This window comes from Luteolibacter sp. Y139 (genome assembly GCF_038066715.1).
Classification (GTDB): Bacteria; Verrucomicrobiota; Verrucomicrobiia; order Verrucomicrobiales; family Akkermansiaceae; genus Haloferula; species Haloferula soli.
Genome location: NZ_JBBUKT010000001.1, coordinates 521,837 through 537,288, shown reverse-complemented (window position 1 = coordinate 537,288; position 15,452 = coordinate 521,837). Strand labels below are relative to the sequence as shown.

At 63.6% G+C, this 15,452-nt stretch carries 12 protein-coding genes and 1 pseudogene; 7 read left to right on the top strand and 6 right to left on the bottom strand.

Annotation, left to right across the window (positions count from 1 at the left end; all coding sequences use genetic code 11):
* Window positions 1-31: 31 nt before the first annotated feature.
* Entirely contained in the window at window positions 32-553 is a 522-nt protein-coding gene (locus WKV53_RS02390) for an EF-hand domain-containing protein (protein ID WP_341402744.1), read from the bottom strand.
* A 141-nt stretch (window positions 554-694) separates the two neighbouring features.
* On the opposite strand from WKV53_RS02390, the gene WKV53_RS02385 reads away from it, so the two are divergent.
* The gene (locus tag WKV53_RS02385) at window positions 695-1,657 is read left to right on the top strand and encodes a phosphatidate cytidylyltransferase (protein ID WP_341402743.1); all 963 of its coding nucleotides are present in this window, start codon (window positions 695-697) and stop codon (window positions 1,655-1,657) included.
* Window positions 1,642-2,820 (top strand): 1-deoxy-D-xylulose-5-phosphate reductoisomerase, encoded by a 1,179-nt coding sequence (locus WKV53_RS02380; RefSeq protein ID WP_341402742.1) that lies wholly within the window; start codon window positions 1,642-1,644, stop codon window positions 2,818-2,820. Before WKV53_RS02385 ends, WKV53_RS02380 begins: the two co-directional genes overlap by 16 nt.
* Window positions 2,821-2,999: 179 nt before the next feature.
* On the opposite strand, the gene WKV53_RS02375 is transcribed toward WKV53_RS02380, so the two are convergent.
* From WKV53_RS02375 to WKV53_RS02360, 4 genes are read right to left on the bottom strand one after another with little or no spacing between them, the layout of a single operon-like run.
* Entirely contained in the window at window positions 3,000-4,535 is a 1,536-nt protein-coding gene (locus WKV53_RS02375; RefSeq protein WP_341402741.1) for a response regulator, read from the bottom strand.
* Window positions 4,532-5,122, bottom strand: coding sequence for a chemotaxis protein CheB (locus tag WKV53_RS02370; RefSeq protein WP_341402740.1), 591 nt, complete (start codon window positions 5,120-5,122; stop codon window positions 4,532-4,534). The genes WKV53_RS02375 and WKV53_RS02370 overlap by 4 nt, the downstream gene beginning before the upstream one ends.
* Complete coding sequence (locus WKV53_RS02365; RefSeq protein ID WP_341402739.1) at window positions 5,119-5,946, bottom strand: CheR family methyltransferase; 828 nt, start codon at window positions 5,944-5,946, stop codon at window positions 5,119-5,121. The genes WKV53_RS02370 and WKV53_RS02365 overlap by 4 nt, the downstream gene beginning before the upstream one ends.
* A 4-nt stretch (window positions 5,947-5,950) precedes the next feature.
* Window positions 5,951-9,364 (bottom strand): response regulator, encoded by a 3,414-nt coding sequence (locus WKV53_RS02360; protein ID WP_341402738.1) that lies wholly within the window; start codon window positions 9,362-9,364, stop codon window positions 5,951-5,953.
* 143 nt (window positions 9,365-9,507) lie between these two features.
* Here WKV53_RS02360 and WKV53_RS02355 point away from each other — a divergent pair, with 143 nt between their 5' ends.
* The 4 genes and pseudogenes from WKV53_RS02355 (at window position 9,508) to WKV53_RS02345 (ending at window position 13,312) form a co-directional block, all read left to right on the top strand.
* The gene (locus tag WKV53_RS02355; RefSeq protein ID WP_341402737.1) at window positions 9,508-11,286 is read left to right on the top strand and encodes an ABC transporter ATP-binding protein; all 1,779 of its coding nucleotides are present in this window, start codon (window positions 9,508-9,510) and stop codon (window positions 11,284-11,286) included.
* Between the two features lie 116 nt (window positions 11,287-11,402).
* Window positions 11,403-11,738 (top strand): annotated as a pseudogene (locus WKV53_RS28610) (DUF4339 domain-containing protein); the annotation flags it as partial.
* 75 nt (window positions 11,739-11,813) lie between these two features.
* A complete protein-coding gene (locus WKV53_RS02350) occupies window positions 11,814-12,593 on the top strand; it encodes a TIGR00266 family protein (protein ID WP_345789635.1) in 780 nt (259 codons plus the stop codon).
* Window positions 12,594-12,700: 107 nt separating this feature from the next.
* Window positions 12,701-13,312, top strand: a complete 612-nt coding sequence (locus tag WKV53_RS02345; protein WP_341402735.1) for a hypothetical protein — start codon at window positions 12,701-12,703, stop codon at window positions 13,310-13,312.
* A 105-nt stretch (window positions 13,313-13,417) separates the two neighbouring features.
* On the opposite strand, the gene WKV53_RS02340 is transcribed toward WKV53_RS02345, so the two are convergent.
* Complete coding sequence (locus tag WKV53_RS02340; RefSeq protein ID WP_341402734.1) at window positions 13,418-14,464, bottom strand: agmatine deiminase family protein; 1,047 nt, start codon at window positions 14,462-14,464, stop codon at window positions 13,418-13,420.
* A 90-nt stretch (window positions 14,465-14,554) separates the two neighbouring features.
* Between WKV53_RS02340 and WKV53_RS02335 the strand changes: the two genes are divergently transcribed.
* A complete protein-coding gene (locus WKV53_RS02335) occupies window positions 14,555-15,445 on the top strand; it encodes an ADP-ribosylglycohydrolase family protein (RefSeq protein ID WP_341402733.1) in 891 nt (296 codons plus the stop codon).
* Window positions 15,446-15,452: the final 7 nt, after the last annotated feature.

Below are 15,452 nucleotides of genomic sequence, written 5' to 3'. Positions count from 1 at the left end.
GTGCGCCCCGGGCTTTTTTCAAGTAGTTGGCTTATTCGCCGGCTGGCTTTTCGCCACCGCCCTGGCCACCGTCTTGACCGCCGCGGCGGTTCGGACGGCCTTCGCCGCCGGGGCCGCCTTGGCCGCGTCCGCCACCCATCGGGCGGAATTGAGGAATTTCTTCGCCAGCGTCGCGGGCGGCCTTGATTTCCTCGGGGCTGAGCTTGCCGTCCTTGTCGGCGTCGTACTTCTCGACGAGTGCCTTGTGCTTGGCTTCGAGGTCGGCGCGCATGGCCTTGGTTTCCTCTTCGCTGAGCTTGCCGTCCTTGTCGGTGTCGTACTTCTCAAGGCGCTTCTTTTCAGCCTCGGCGCGGCGGGCCTGCATGGCTTCGCGGGCGGCCTTGGCTTCGTCGTCGCTGAGCTTGCCGTCGCCGTCCTTGTCGAACTCCTTGACGACTTGTGGCGGGAGTTGGCGACCGCCGCGGCGCTGTCCGCCATCGGGGGCGGGCTCTTGGGCGTGAACGGCGAGAGTGCCGGCGAGCGCGAGGGCGATCATGCTGAGGGTCGTATTCATCGTATCTTATCGGTTGGTTGGTTTCTGGGAATCGTTACGGGCGGCCGTCCGTTGTTGAGCGGGAAAACCCGGTCTTTATTGCAAGGTTGCGCTACCGAATGAAATTGCCTCGACCGGCCCCGGCGTCTTGGATGCGCGCGGATGCCAAGCCCAGCCCCGGATAATTCAAAACGTGCCGTTTTCCTGCGCCGCAGTGCGAGCACGCTGGGGCTGTGGGGAGTGGTGGCGGCGGGCTTCGCGAGCCGGTGGGCGTGGGCCTACGTCGGACTGATCGGGGTGCTCACTCTGATCGCCACGGTGGAATATTTCCGGATGCTGAAGGCGGGCGGGGTGAAGTGCTTCCCGCGCTACGGCATCCTGCTGGCGGCGGTGTATTCCGCGGTGCTCTACTGGATGCTGTTAGCCACGGATCATGTAGCGGCGACGGGGATGGATCTGACGGGTGCGGCGCGGCTGAGGATCGCCGCGCTGCAGGAGTGGTTCGACGGGGCCGCGATTTTCGCCGCGCTCGCGGGGTCGTTTTTCCTCCAACTCCGGTATCCGATCCGTGGCTTGGAGGGGCTGCAGACGGTCGCCTCGAATTTGCTCGGATTTGTTTACCTCGCCTTTCTTTTCAACTTCGCGGCGCGGTTGGTTTTCCTGGTGCCCGGGCCGGGTGAAGTTCCCGGGGCGATGGTGCTGCTGTGGATGATCGCGGTGACGAAATTCACGGACATGGGCGCCTACATCGTGGGCTCGATGATCGGGAAGCATAAGATGATCCCGCATGTGAGCCCGGGGAAGACGTGGCAGGGATTTGGTGGTGCGATCTTCTTCGCGCTGCTTGCGGGTTGCGGGCTGTATGCGCTCTTCAAGGAGGACATGCCGAACTTTGCCACCGGGCTGCATGTGCTCGGTAGCTGGACTCATGTGATCGTGCTCAGCATCGTGCTGTGCCTGCTCGCGGTGGTGGGCGACCTCGCGGAGAGTGTGGTGAAACGCAGCCTCAACGTGAAGGACTCCGGGGCCATGCTGCCGGGGATTGGCGGTGCGCTCGACCTGATCGACAGTCTCTGCTTCACCGCGCCCGTGCTTTATTTTTATCTCAAATGGATGACGCCCTGAACGCCGCGCCGGCACGCAAGAAAGTGGTCCTGCTCGGTTCCACGGGATCGATCGGGCGCTCGACGCTGGAGGTGGCGAGATTGCTGCCGGAACGGATCGAACTCATCGGCCTGGCGGCGAATGGCAGCGTGGAAGCGCTGGCGGCGCAGGTGCGGGAGACGGGCGTGAAGCGGGTGGCGCTGTGCGATACCACTAAGGTGGAAACCTTGCGCGGGCTGGTGCCATCGGATGTGACGATTTTGGCAGGTCCCGAGGGTCTCGCGGAACTCGCGACGATGGAAGAGGCGGACGCGGTGCTGGTGGCGATCATTGGCACGGCCGGTCTCAAGCCCGCGCTGGCGGCGATCGAGGCGGGGAAGGATCTCGCGGTGGCTTCGAAGGAGATCCTGGTGATGGCGGGCGAGATCGTCACGACCGCGGCGAAGGCGAAAGGCGTGACGCTGCTGCCGATCGATAGCGAGCACAACGCGATATTCCAGTGCTTGGACGGGCATCGTGGTGGGGAGAAAGAAGTCTCTCGGCTGATTCTAACAGCGTCGGGCGGTCCTTTCCGGACTTGGCCGGCGGAGAAGCTGGTGGAGGTGACGCTGGAGCAGGCGCTCAAGCACCCGACGTGGGACATGGGGCGCAAGATCACGATCGACTCGGCGACGCTGTTCAACAAGGGGCTGGAGATGATCGAGGCGCGCTGGCTGTTTGGGATCGGGATGGAGCGGGTGGACGTGGTGGTGCATCCGCAGAGCATCGTTCACTCGATGGTGGAGTTCATCGATGGCTCGGTGCTGGCGCAGATGAGCAAGACGGACATGTGCTTCCCGATCCAGTATGCGCTGACGTGGCCGGAGCGGGTGAAGGGTGGCTTGCAGCCGCTGGATTTCGCGAAGCTGGCGAAGCTGGATTTCGAAGAGCCGCGGCATGGGGATTTCCCGGCGCTGGGCTTGGCGCGGGAGGCGGGTCTAACCGGTGGGACGCTGCCGGCGGTTTTCAACGCGGCGAACGAGGTGGCGGTGGATGCGTTTATCGAGGGGAGGATCCGGTTTCCGGATATCTGGCGGATCGTTGGGGAGACGATGCATGCGCATGAGGTGGCCCCGGCGTGTTCGCTGGATGGGGTGATTGAGGCGGATGCGTGGGCGCGGGGGATGGCGGCGGGGATTTTGTAGGGGTGGGCCGTGCACGTCTCGCGGCCCTACAGGCCGCCGTGCGTGGCGTTCGAAAACCCAGCCCGATGGGCTGGGCTTAGGGCTTGCCGGGCCGTTGGCCCTGAAGAACTTTAATTGAAGGCGGCGACTCGTATTGAAGCCTCGCCCTGCCGGAACGGCGCAGCCGTTCCGCTACGGCGTCAGGCGACAGTCGTGGCGCGTTCCTTGAGCCACTTGCTGAGGAGCTGGAGGTCCGGGGGTTTGACGAGGTGTTCGTCGAAGCCGGCTTGGGCGGCGAGGGCGCGGTCTTCATCGCTGCCGTAGCCGGTCATGGCGACGACGAAGGCGTCCTGCATGCCGGGCATGGTGCGGAGGCGTCGCACAACCTCGTAGCCATCCATGTCGGGGAGGCCGATGTCTAACAGGACGACCTCGGGCTTGAAGCCGGGGACGGCTTCGAGGGCTTCGGGGCCGGAGTGGGTGACGCGGGTGACGTGGCCATCCAACTCCTGGAGCATGGCGAGGGTGACGGCGGCGTCCTGATTGTCGTCCACGATCAGGAGGCGCAGGCTGCCGGCTTCGCGGGTGGGTTCCGGTTCCTCGATGTGAGTCGTTGCGGGAGTGATAGTGGGCAAGCGCACGACGAATTCACTGCCATGTCCCAAGCCATCGCTATGGGCTTTCACGCTGCCACCGTGGAGCTTTACGAGGCGATGGACGACGGTGAGGCCGATGCCGAGGCCGCCGTGGGCGCGATCGAGGGTGCGGCTGGATTGGACGAAGAGATCGAAGACGCGTGGCAGGAGGTCCGGTGCGATGCCGGGGCCGTTGTCGCGCACGGTCACGCTGACCTCGTCGCCGTGTTTCTCTGCGCTGAGTTCGATGCGGCAGTCCTTGCCTCCGTATTTGCAGGCGTTGTGAAGGAGGTTGCCGAAGACTTGTTCGAGGCGTGTCGGATCGGCATCGAGGACTACCGGCTCGGAGGGAAGATTGACGATGAGCTGCTGGCCGTTTGCGTCGGCGACGGGGCGCACGAGATGGACGGCGGCATTGAGGATGGTATCGAGCCGCACCGGGGTCCGGCGCAGTTCGATCTTTCCTTCGGTGATGCGGGAGACGTCGAGGAGGTCATCGATCATCCGGCTCATGTTCTCGATCTGACGTTCGAGCACCTGGTGGGCGCGGTCGCGGTCCTCGGGCTTGATATCCTGTGAGCGGAGGATTTCGGTGACGTTGCGCATCGGGGCGAGCGGGTTGCGCAACTCGTGGGCAAGCATGGCGAGGAACTCGTCCTTGCGGCGATCGGCTTCGGCGAGCTTGGCATTGCTCTCGGCGAGGGCCTGGCGTTGGCGGGCAAGCTCGAGGAAGGTGGCGGCCTTGTTCAGCAGGCTGTCCGCGTCGATGGGCTTGGCGAGGAAATCGACGGCGCCGGTTTCGTAGCCACGGATGCGGCGTTGGGAATCGACCGCGCCGGCGGTGAGGAAGATGATGGGGACCTTGCGCGTGCGCTCGGTGCCGCGCATGAGTTCGGCGAGTTCAAAGCCATTCATCTCCGGCATCTGGACATCGATCAGGGCGAGGGCGATATCGTGAATGAGCAGGAGTTCCAAGGCTTCGGGGCCGGAGCGGGCGGTGAGCAGCTCCAGTCCATCGCGTTGAAGGAGTCCGGTCAGCGCGACCAGATTGGCTTCGCGATCATCGACCAGCAGGAACTTGATCGGAGGCGGGGCTGTCATGGCGTGGAGGTCACGGGTTGCGACGTGGAAAGGAGAACCAAGGAGATTTCCTCGAGGGTGAAGGCGCGTGCTTCCGGGCAGGCGGCGAGGGCGGCGAGAGGCATCGCCGAGCCTTCGGCGGTGTCGGGAGCTTGCACCATGGTGAAGCCACCGGCGGCGTGGACGGCTTGCAGGCCACGGGCGCCATCGGCGCTGGCACCGGTGAGGATGATGCCGGTGAGTGAATCCCCGTAGGCATCCGCGGCGGATTCGAAGAGGACATCGATCGCGGGGCGCGAGTAGAGGACCGGCTCATCGCTGGAGAGGGAGAGCGTGAAGTCTTCTTCGACGAGGAGGTGGTAGTCTGCCGGTGCGAAATAAACCGTGCCGGGGCAGACGGGTTCCTTGTCTTCTGCCTCCTTCACCGTCACGGCGCAGCGGGAGGCAAAGAGATCGGCCAGGGCGCTGCGCTTGTCGGGCGGGACGTGAACGGCCACGAACACCGGCAGCGGATAGTTTTCCGGGAGCCGGGGGAGGATGATCGAAAGCGCCTGAACGGCACCGACCGAGGCGCCGATCACGACGGCTGAAGGAGGGGTCGGGTTCATGCTTTCTGGTAGATGCGTTGTTCGCGATCGAAGTCGGTGAAGGCGGTGGCGTGAGCGGAGAAGCGGAGGCTTTCCTTGGCACCAATGCCGAGGAATCCACGGCGCGCCAGCGAGTCCTTGAACAGGCCGATGGCGCGGTCCTGGAGCTCGCGGTTGAAATAGATCATCACATTCCGGCAAGAAATGAGGTGGGTCTCGGCGAAGACCGCGTCCGAGACCAGGCTGTGATCCGAGAAGACGGTGCGGGCGCGAAGGTCCTTGTCGAATTTCGCGTGGCCGTAGGCGGCGGTGTAGTAGTTCGAGAGGGATGCCTTCCCGCCAGCCTTGCGATGGTTTTCGGTGAAGAGCGCGAGGCGGTCCAACTCGTAGACGCCAGCCTCGGCCTTCTTAAGCGCGTCCACATTGATGTCGGTGGCGTAGAAGATGGTGCGGCTTTCCAGGCCCTCCTCGCGGAAGAGGATGGCGAGCGAGTAGAGTTCCTCGCCGGCGCTGCAGCCGGCGACCCAGACCTTCAGCGAGGGGTAGGTCCGCAGGTGGGGGATGACCTGAGTGCGCAGCGCCATGAAGTACGATGGATCCCGGAAGAGCTCGCTGACCTGCACGGTGAGGTAGGGCAGGAGCTCGGCGATGAAGCTGGGGTCATGGAGCACGCGGTGCTGAAGCTGGGAGAAGCTGGCGCAATTGAAGCGGTCCCTGGCCTGCACCAGCCGCCGCTTGAGCGAGGCGTGCGAGTAGTCGCGGAAGTCGTAGCGGGACTTCTCGTGGATCGCTTCGAGCAGCAGGCGCAGCTCGAGATCGTCGGACTGGGTGGCTTCGGATCTCATGGCATCAGCGCGGCATCCAGACGCGGATCAGTGACAGCAGCTTCTCCACGTCCAATGGCTTGGAGAGGTAGTCATTTGCTCCGGCGGCGAGGCATTGTTCCTGATCGTCCTTCATGGCTTTCGCGGTGAGGGCGATGATGGGCAGCTTGGCGAGTTCGGGGCGCTTGCGGATTTCGCGCATGGCGGTGAAGCCGTCCATTTCCGGCATCATCACGTCCATGAGGACGAGATCGATGGGAGGATGATTGCGGTCGAGTGCGGTGAGGGCTTCGCGGCCATTGCGGGCGACCTGGAGCTTCACGCCGCGGCCTTCGAGCAGGCTGGTGAGGGCGAAGATGTTCCGGACATCGTCCTCGACGATGAGAATCTGGCGGCCTTCAAGGGCGGCATCGCGGTTTGGCGATTGGACGATGATGCGTTGCTTTTCCGGGGGCAGATCGGCGACGACCTGATGGAGGAAGAGCGAGACTTCATCGAGGAGGCGCTCGGGGGATTTCGCGCCCTTGATGATGATGGAGCGGGAGTAGCGGCGGAGCTTCTGCTCTTCATCCGCATCGAGTTCGCGACCGGTGTAGACGATGACCGGTGGGAAGGAGTAGATGTCCTCGGTGCTGAGGGTTTCCAGCAGATCGAAGCCGGAGGAATCGGGCAGGCTGAGGTCGAGGACCATGCAGTCGAAGGTGGAACCCTTGAGCTTTTCGAGGCAGTCGGCGGCGGTGCGGACGGCGACGGTTTCCACGTCGTGCGAGCCGAGGAGCTTCTGCATGGCGTCCGCTTGCACGGCGTCATCCTCCACCACGAGGACTCGCTGCATTTTTCCGGTCAGGCGGTCTTCGAGCTGGCGGAAGGCTTCCACCAATTGCTCGCGCTTCACGGGCTTGAGCATGTAGCCGGCGGCACCCAGTGCCATGGCGGTCTGGGTGTAGTCGCTGCCGGAGACGACGTGCACGGGGATGTGGCGGGTGCGCGGGTCGCCTTTCAACTGCTCCAGGACCAAGAGGCCGGAGTCATCGGGCAGGCCGACATCGAGGAGAACCGCGCCGGGACGGTGCTCGCGTGCGAGCTTGAGCGCGTCCTTTGCTGTTGGTGCGACGAGGCACTGGAAGTCCATCTCATGTGCGAGATCGACGAGGATTTGGGCGAATTTTTGGTCGTCCTCGACCACGAGGATCAAGCGTGCGTTGTCACTGAGTGCTTCCCGGTCATCCGTGGTGCGAGAGACTACAACGAGGGGCTCGCGAGTGGCGGGTGGTGCGGGCTCGGGTATCAAACGCGCGACTTCCACGATTCGCGGGCCGGAGTGAACTTCCGGGATGATCACGGTGAAGGTGCTGCCTTTGCCCGGTTCGCTGATCAGGGTCATCTCGCCGCCTAACAGGCGGGTGAGTTCGCGGGAGATCGAGAGGCCGAGGCCGGTGCCGCCATACTTGCGCTCGGTGGTGCTGTCGGCCTGTTGGAAGGGCTCGAAGATGAGGCGCTGCTGTTCCGGGGCGATGCCGATGCCGGTGTCTTCCACGGCGAAGGCGATGCGGCCCTGGCCGGCTGGCTTCACGGTCAGCGAGACGTTGCCGTGCTCGGTGAATTTCAGGGCGTTCGAGAGTAGGTTCTTCAGGACCTGCTCGAGGCGCTGGGAGTCGGTGTCGAAGGTCGCCGGTGTGCCCGGTGCGACCTCCATGGTGAGGTGGAGCGAGCGCTGGCTGGCGATGGGGTCGAAGGTGCCGCGGAGGCTGGCGACGAGCTCGGTGGGGGAGATGGTGACCGGCTTGATGACCATGTGGCCGGCCTCGATCTTGGCGAGGTCGAGGACGTCATTGATGAGTTCGAGGAGATCATTCCCGGCGGACTCGATGGTGCGGGCGTATTTGACCTGCTCCTCGTTGAGATTGCCGACGCGGTTGTCGCCCAGAAGCTTGGCGAGGATGAGGGAGGAATTGAGCGGCGTGCGCAGCTCGTGGGACATGTTCGCGAGGAAGTCCGACTTGTAGCGGCTGGCCTGCTCGACGGCGCGGGCCTGGATTTCGAGGGCGTCCTTGCTGCGCGTGAGCTGTTCCTTCTGGTCCTCCAGCGTGGATGCCTGTTCCTCGAGCTGGGCATTCGTCTGCTCCATCTCGATCTGCTGTTGTTCCAAGCGGGCTTGGGATTCGCGGAGGGCGCGGCCTTGCTCTTCGAGTTCCTCGTTGGAGACGCGGAGTTCCTCGCCTTGGGCCTGGAGTTCTTCGGCCTGTTGTTGGGTCTCTGAAAGCAGGGCCTGGAGGTGTTCGCGGTAGAGTGCGGACTTCACCGCGACGCCGACGGGCTCGGAGATCTGGCGGAGGAATTCCTCCTGACGGCCATCGAGGGAATGAAGGAAGCCGAGTTCGATCACGGCATTCACGAGGCCATCGGTGGAGGTGGGGAAGATCAGCAAGTGGCGCGGTGTGCCCTGGCCGAGGCCGGAGCCGACGGTGAGGTAATTCGGCGGAACGTCGTCGATGCGGAGTGTGGTCTTTTCCTGCACCGCGCGGCCGAGGAGGCCTTCGCCGGTGTCGAATTTTTCCGGCACCCCGGCATTGAGCGGCACGCCCATCATGGCGGTGCGCTTGAACTGGCCATCACGCCGCGCGAAGAAGGCTCCGGCGTGGGCACCGACGTAGCGGGTGAGGAAGGTGAGGATGATTTCGCCCATGGCGTGCAGCTCGCGCTCGCCGGAGATGGCCTCGGTCAACTCCAGCCTGCCGGCCTGCAGCCACTCCTGGTGACGGCGCTGGATCATCGCGCGCCGGAGGAGCCACGTCACGGAGACGGCGAGGACGATGCCGAGCATGGCGGTCGCGATGCCGCTGGAAATGGCGATGTGGTGGGCATTCTCCATCTCCGCGATGCGCTGCTGGCGGACGCGGTTTTCCTCCTCCTCCATCGACGCGATCTTCGCGCGAAGATCATCCATGGTCAGCTTGCCGCGATTCGTCATCACCATGGCGCGGGCGGGGTCGAAGCCCTGGTCGCGGCGCAAGGCGATGGTCTCGGCCAGTTCTTTCATCTTCGCCTCCACCAGCACCTCGACGTCCGAGAGGAAGCGTTTCTGGACGGTATTGTCCTTCACGAGGTCCCGTAGCCGGGCCATCTCGGAATCCAGCGCGGTCCGGGCGGCGTGATAGGGCTGAAGGTAGTCCTGATCCCCGCTGATCACGAAGCCCCGCTGGCCGGTTTCCGCGTCCTTCATCAGGGTGACCATCTTTTCGAGCGCGGAGATCACGTCGTGGGTGTGGGCGACCTGCTGGAAGCCTTCCCGGAGTGCCTCGGTGTTCCGTCGGGCATTGTAACCGCTCAGGACGAAGAACAGCACCGCGGCGGCGAGGCCGATATAAAGCGGCAGCCTGCCTTGTCTGGAAGTGGGGGATGAGGAAAGACCGGGGCGGGGAGCTGGCTGATTGGGCATTTGGACAGACGGAGCACGCAAATGAGCCCATTTGCCCTCTCTCGTCAAATTTCGTGGAGATTCGTTGCAGAAAGACCGGTTGGGGGGCGTCGTGTCCGGCTCAGCATTTGACGGGCGGGGCGGCATCGGCTCCCATCCCGCGCATGCCGACAGCGGAGCGGGAAAAGAAGAAGGGTAGCGGAAAAGACGGGCTGATGTGGGTGCTCGGCTACCTGCGTCCGCACCGGAAGATTTTCGTTCCGTCGGTGATCGCGCTGTTTGTAACGGCGGCGCTATCGATGGCGTTTCCGCTGTTCCTCAAGGATCTGATCGGGGATCCGGCGGATTCGTGGAAGAACGGGCTCGATAGCGCGGCGACCCAGGCGAAGGCGGACAAGACGATCCTGATCCTGCTCGGGGTGCTGGCGGTGCAGTCGTTCATCGCTTACTGGCGGGTGAAGGGCTTCACCCGCTCCGGCGAGGCGGCGCTGAATGACCTGCGGCGCGAGCTTTTCGGGCACCTGATGAAGCTGCCGGTGCCGTTTTTCCAGGACCAGCGCGCGGGCTCCGTGAGCAATCGCGTTTCGGCTGACCTTGGGACGGTTCGCGATACCTTGCTGAATACCCTGCCGCAGGCGGCGCGGCACAGTGTGATCCTTTTCTGCAGCCTCATCGCCGTCTTCTTCTTCTCGTGGAAGCTCTCGCTGGTGATGCTGGCGAGCGTGCCGGTGGTGGTGCTGGCGATTGCGATGTCAGGACGGCGGGTGCGGCAGCACTCGCGCGATGCGCAGGAGGCGCTGGGCGAGTCGGGGATGGTGATGGAGGAAAGCGTGCAGGGGATCGCCGATGTGAAGGCGTTTTCGAACGAGCCTCATGAGCTCGCGCGCTACAATCGTTCGCTGGATCGATTCTTCGATGTGACCTTGAAGGGAGCGAGGGCGCGGGCGGCGTTCCTTTCGTTTATCATCTTTGCGATGTTCGGCACCATTGGCGGGGTGGCTTGGTTCGGCTCGCACATGCTGGCGAAGAAGGAGATCGATAACCGGGACTTCATGGCGTTCGTGCTGTTCAGTGTCTTCGTAGGTGCGTCGCTGGGGTCGATGCCGGAGATCATTTCGCAGATCCAGGCGATGTCGGGAGCGACGGAGCGCCTGCGCGAGCTGATGGCGGAGAAGCCGGAAGCGAGTGGCAGCCGCCGGGTCGAGAGGCTGCATGGGGAGCTGGCGTTCGAGAATGTGGGGTTCCGTTATCCTTCGCGGCCGGAGGCTCCGGTGTTGCATGAGCTTTCGTTTCATGTGGCGCCGGGCAAGCGCGTTGCGCTGGTGGGGCCGTCGGGGGCGGGGAAGTCGACGGTGTTTTCGCTGATCCTGGGCTTTCATCAGCCGGAAGGTGGACGCGTGCTTTTCGATGGGGCGGATGCGTCGGAGCTGGAGCTTTCCTCGCTGCGCAAGCAGATCGCGGTGGTGCCGCAGGAGGTGATGTTGTTCGGCGGGTCGATCCGGGAGAACATCGAGTATGGGCGACCGGGGGCGAGTGCTTCGGACATCGAGAACGCGGCAAAGCAGGCGAACGCGCACCAGTTCATCAGTTCGCTGCCGGAGGGGTATGATACGCTGGTGGGGCCGCGGGGGACGAAGCTGTCCGGCGGGCAGAGGCAGCGGATTGCGATTGCGCGGGCGATCCTGGCGGATCCGCGGATTCTTTTGTTAGATGAGGCGACGAGTGCGCTGGATACCGAGAGCGAGCGTCTGGTGAACGAGGCGCTGGAGCGGTTGATGGCGGGGCGGACGAGTCTGGTGATCGCGCACCGGCTTTCGACGGTGAGGCATGCGGATACGATCCTGGTGATGAATCATGGGCGGCTGGTGGAGAGCGGGACGCATGAGGAGCTGGTGGCGAAGCAGGGGACGTATCATTTGCTGGCGGAGACGCAGTTGTTGTAGGGCGTTGGGGTGATGGTTTGAGTCGGTGGGAGTTTGGCGGGGCGTGCCCAGCATGAGGCGTCCCTACAGGACGCGTTTGGTTGGTGGGCTGACCCGGCACTTCGTGCCGGGCTTTTATGAGTGGTTCCCGTTGGGACCGGGAGGTGGGGTGGAGGAGTGGTGCCGGAGGTGAGGTCTGCGGTGAGGGACCGTTCTGCACTGTCACCAGTGCGCTTGGCGGCGGTTGGAAATCGGGGGCGATCCTGCAATCGTCACGTCAGCGGGTTCATGCATTCTTGCGCTCTTTTCCGAGCTATCTAGTTTCGCAATCCACCATGAAAAACTGGCACTACCACAGCGCATCCGGTTCGTCGGCTTCCACCTCCGAGGAGAACCTTTCCGAACTTGTCGAAGGTGGCACGATCACTCCGCAGACGCTGGTCTGGACCCAAGGCATGGAGGGGTGGGAACCGGCGGCCAAGGTGTTGCCGGATCTCTTCAAGGGTGCCGGCTTGCCGCCAGCGCTGCCTCCTGGGAGCCCGCCGCCGGTGGGCAAGCGTTCGCATCAGATCGACTACGAGATCATCGGCGAGTCGATCCAGATGGTGGAGATCGAGCTGGATCCGGGTGAGACGGTGATCGCGGAGGCGGGGGCGATGAACTACATGGAAGATGGCATCGGCTTCGAGACGAAGATGGGCGATGGCTCGACGCCGGACACCGGCTTCATGGGCAAGCTGATGGCGGTGGGCAAACGCGCGCTGACGGGTGAGTCGATCTTCATGACTCACTTCACGAACCGCGGTGGTGGGAAGAAGAAGGTGACCTTTGCTGCGCCATATCCGGGCACGGTGGTGCCGGTGGATCTGTCACAGCAGGGTGGGGAGTTGCTTTGCCAGAAGGATGCCTTCTTGTGCGCGGCGCTTGGGACGCAGCTGGGGATCGCTTTTAACAAGAAGCTTGGGGCGGGGCTTTTTGGTGGGGAGGGTTTTATTCTCCAGCGCTTGAATGGCGATGGGATGGCCTTCGTTCACGCTGGCGGGACGGTGGTGCGGAAGGAGCTGAAGGGGGAGAAGCTGTATGTGGATACGGGCTGTCTGGTGGCCTTCACGAAGGGGATCAGCTATGACATCGAGCGCGCCGGGAATCTGAAGTCGATGGTGTTTGGTGGAGAGGGCTTGTTCCTCGCCACGCTGCAAGGTCATGGGACGGTGTGGCTGCAGAGCATGCCGTTCGCGCGCTTGGCGCAGCGGATTACGAGCATGTATTCGGCTGGCCGTGAGCAGGGGTCGGCGCTTGGCGGGCTGGGGAATTTGTTTGGGGATTGATCGCGCTTTGAAAATTGATCGACCGGCTTCGGCTTGTTGCTGAAGCCGGTTTCTTATTTTACCGATCAAGCTGCGAAAGCATCCGCCCGACTCGCGTAGAGCGAATCATGAAGAAGTCGCTCAAGCATGCCTTGCTGCTGGCGTTTACGGTATTGGGATCCGGCCTCTCTTTTGCTGGCGGTCGCGAGGAGCCGATGGCTGATCCAAAGACCCTTCTCAAGATGGTCGAAGGGCTCGAGAAGTCGGGAGATGAACGATTCACGTCGAGCAAGCCGCCGAAGGAGAACGGTATCAGCTACCAACTTTCTTCGATCGAATTCATTGGAAGCGTCGAGCGCGGCAAAGAGCGGTTCCTGATTGCCTCCGCCTTTTACATCCGGTCACGTAATCCGGGCCGCGATACGCCTCCTGCCCGTGGTCACACATTCATGATCGTTTTCCGGCCTGACTTTTCAATCGCCGCCGGGAGTCGTGCAGACATCTCTGGCTGCCGCATGGACGGTAATCGCCTGATGGGTGAGGATGGGGTGGTGGCCGACTTTGACTCCCGGGATGTTTCGGTTCGCCACCACGGCTATGCCGGGCTTGACGACTTGCCCTATTTCTTTTCCGACCGCATCACTGACAAGCAGTGGGAGGATGACGAGTTCATCAAGCGTGAGGTCGAGGCGGAGGAAGCCCGGAAACGCAAGGTGGAAGAGGAAGAGCGGAAGCGTTAGAGCATTGAGGGATGGTCTTTTGAGACGCGTCGACGGAACGTTGTCCGGAGTAGATGAATGGGCCCGGACCACTTCCGCTTCGCTCCACTTGACACCCCTTAAGGCTCAGGCTGGCTGTTGCTGGGAGATGCAGTGGAGGGTGCCGCCTTCTTCGACGAGGTCGAGGCAGTCGATGCCTAGGACCGTGCGGTCGGGGAAGAGTTCGCGGATTTGGCCGAGGGCCATGTCGTCGTTGCGGCTTTGGCGGAAGGTAGGGACGAGGACGCCGCCATTCACGATGAGGAAATTGACGTACGATGCGGGTAGTACTGGCAGGCGCCAGCCGGGGACTTCGCAGGCTTCGGGGAGGGCGATGTGGACGACTTCGAAGGTGCGGCCGTCGGGGCGGGTGAAGGATTTGAGGTGGGCGAAGTTGTCCTCCAGCACGGGGTAGTTCGGGGAGCCGCGGTCTTTTTCCACGCAGGCGATGATGGTGGTGTCATCGGTGAAGCGGGCGAGGTCGTCGATGTGGCCGTCGGTGTCGTCGCCTTCGATGCCTTGCTTCAGCCAGAGGATGTCGCGGACGCCGAGGGTGTCGCGGAGCTTTTGTTCGATGTAGCTGCGGGAGAGCTTGGGGTTCCTGTTAGGGTTCAGCAGGACGGCTTCGGTGGTGAGGAGCTGGCCGAGGCCGTTGATCTCGATGGCGCCGCCTTCGAGGATCATGCCGCCTTCGAAGCGCTTCAGGCCGAGGGCATCGGCGATGCGGTGCGGGATGGCATTGTCGAGGTCGTAGGGCGGGAACTTGCCGCCCCAGGCATTGAAGCCCCAGTCGCTGACGGCGAGTTCGCCGGTCTCGCGGTGCTTGACGAAGATGGGGCCGTGGTCGCGGCACCAGACGTCATTGTGCGGGTGATCGAAGAGTTCGACGCGCTCCGGGACGGCCTTGGCGCGGTTGCAGGCGTCGAGGATCATGGCGTGGTCCGCGCCGGGGGCATTGATGCGGACGGTTTCGAAGAGGGTGATGGCGGCGGCGATCTCGGCAAACTTGTCGCGCATGAGGCCGTGCTTGGCTCCGCCCCAGTGGCGTTCGTCATTGACCGGCCACGACAACCAGACGGCGGTCTGGGGGGACCATTCGGGGGGCATTGCGTAGCCGAGGGCGGCGGGAGTCATGGGCGCGACTCTGAACGGTGGAGGCGGAACGTCCAATCATGAACGCACAAGGCGCTCGCGGTTTTGCCGGGCACTGGCTAACAGCTTCGCATGGACTCCGAACGAAGTGCGCGGGCGCGGGTGGTCTTGGAAGGGCTTTCGGTGGGTGATGCTTTCGGCGAGCTTTCCGCCTACGCGAGCGATCGTGTCCGGCATCGGGTCGAGATGGGAATCGTGGGTGGTCCCTGGTGGTGGACCGACGATACAGCGATGGCGCTGGGGATCATGGAGTGCCTGGAGCGCGAGGGGTGCATTCGCGAGGAGATGCTGGCGGGGATTTTCGCGAGGAATTTCAAGAGGGATCCGGATCGTGGCTATGGGAACATGGCGGCGAGGATTCTGCAGAGGATCGGGGAAGGGCAGTCGTGGGAGGTTGCGTCGAAGGCGGCGTTCAATGGTGGCTCGATGGGCAATGGAGCGGCGATGCGGGTGGCGCCCTTGGGGGCGTGGTTTGCGGATGACCTTGATCGGGTGGCGAGCGAGGCGATGAAGTCGGCGCGGGTGACGCATTGGCATCCGGAGGGGATTGCCGGGGCGATTGCGGTGGCGGTGGCTGCGGCTTGTGCGTGGCGGACGAGGGAACTTGGGGCGGTGGAGGCGCGGGAGGTGATCGCGAAGGAGGTGCTGCAGAGGACGCCGGAGGGAGATACTCGGGATGGGATTGCGGTGGCGGTGGGGCTTGAGCCGCTGCTTTCACCGGAGGTGGTGGGGAGGCGATTGGGGAATGGCTCGCTGGTGACCTCACCGGATACGGTCCCGTTTGTGATCTGGTCGGCGCTGCGTTCGCTGGATGATTTCCAGGAGGCGATCATCGCGACGGTGGAGGCGGGTGGGGACTGCGATACGAATGCGGCGATGGTGGGCGGAATCATCGCGGCGCGGCTGGGGATGTCGGCCATTCCGGCGGAGTGGCTGGAGGCGCGTGAGGGGTTGCCTCTTTAGCCAAGAG

What these genes read in the sequence shown, in the direction of transcription:
- WKV53_RS02390 (WP_341402744.1), bottom strand. Translation starts at nt 553, where the DNA reads ATGAATACGACCCTCAGCATGATCGCCCTCGCGCTCGCCGGCACTCTC.
- WKV53_RS02385 (WP_341402743.1), top strand. Translation starts at nt 695, where the DNA reads ATGCCAAGCCCAGCCCCGGATAATTCAAAACGTGCCGTTTTCCTGCGC.
- WKV53_RS02380 (WP_341402742.1), top strand. Translation starts at nt 1,642, where the DNA reads ATGGATGACGCCCTGAACGCCGCGCCGGCACGCAAGAAAGTGGTCCTG.
- WKV53_RS02375 (WP_341402741.1), bottom strand. Translation starts at nt 4,535, where the DNA reads ATGACAGCCCCGCCTCCGATCAAGTTCCTGCTGGTCGATGATCGCGAA.
- WKV53_RS02370 (WP_341402740.1), bottom strand. Translation starts at nt 5,122, where the DNA reads ATGAACCCGACCCCTCCTTCAGCCGTCGTGATCGGCGCCTCGGTCGGT.
- WKV53_RS02365 (WP_341402739.1), bottom strand. Translation starts at nt 5,946, where the DNA reads ATGAGATCCGAAGCCACCCAGTCCGACGATCTCGAGCTGCGCCTGCTG.
- WKV53_RS02360 (WP_341402738.1), bottom strand. Translation starts at nt 9,364, where the DNA reads ATGCCCAATCAGCCAGCTCCCCGCCCCGGTCTTTCCTCATCCCCCACT.
- WKV53_RS02355 (WP_341402737.1), top strand. Translation starts at nt 9,508, where the DNA reads ATGCCGACAGCGGAGCGGGAAAAGAAGAAGGGTAGCGGAAAAGACGGG.
- WKV53_RS02345 (WP_341402735.1), top strand. Translation starts at nt 12,701, where the DNA reads ATGAAGAAGTCGCTCAAGCATGCCTTGCTGCTGGCGTTTACGGTATTG.
- WKV53_RS02340 (WP_341402734.1), bottom strand. Translation starts at nt 14,464, where the DNA reads ATGACTCCCGCCGCCCTCGGCTACGCAATGCCCCCCGAATGGTCCCCC.
- WKV53_RS02335 (WP_341402733.1), top strand. Translation starts at nt 14,555, where the DNA reads ATGGACTCCGAACGAAGTGCGCGGGCGCGGGTGGTCTTGGAAGGGCTT.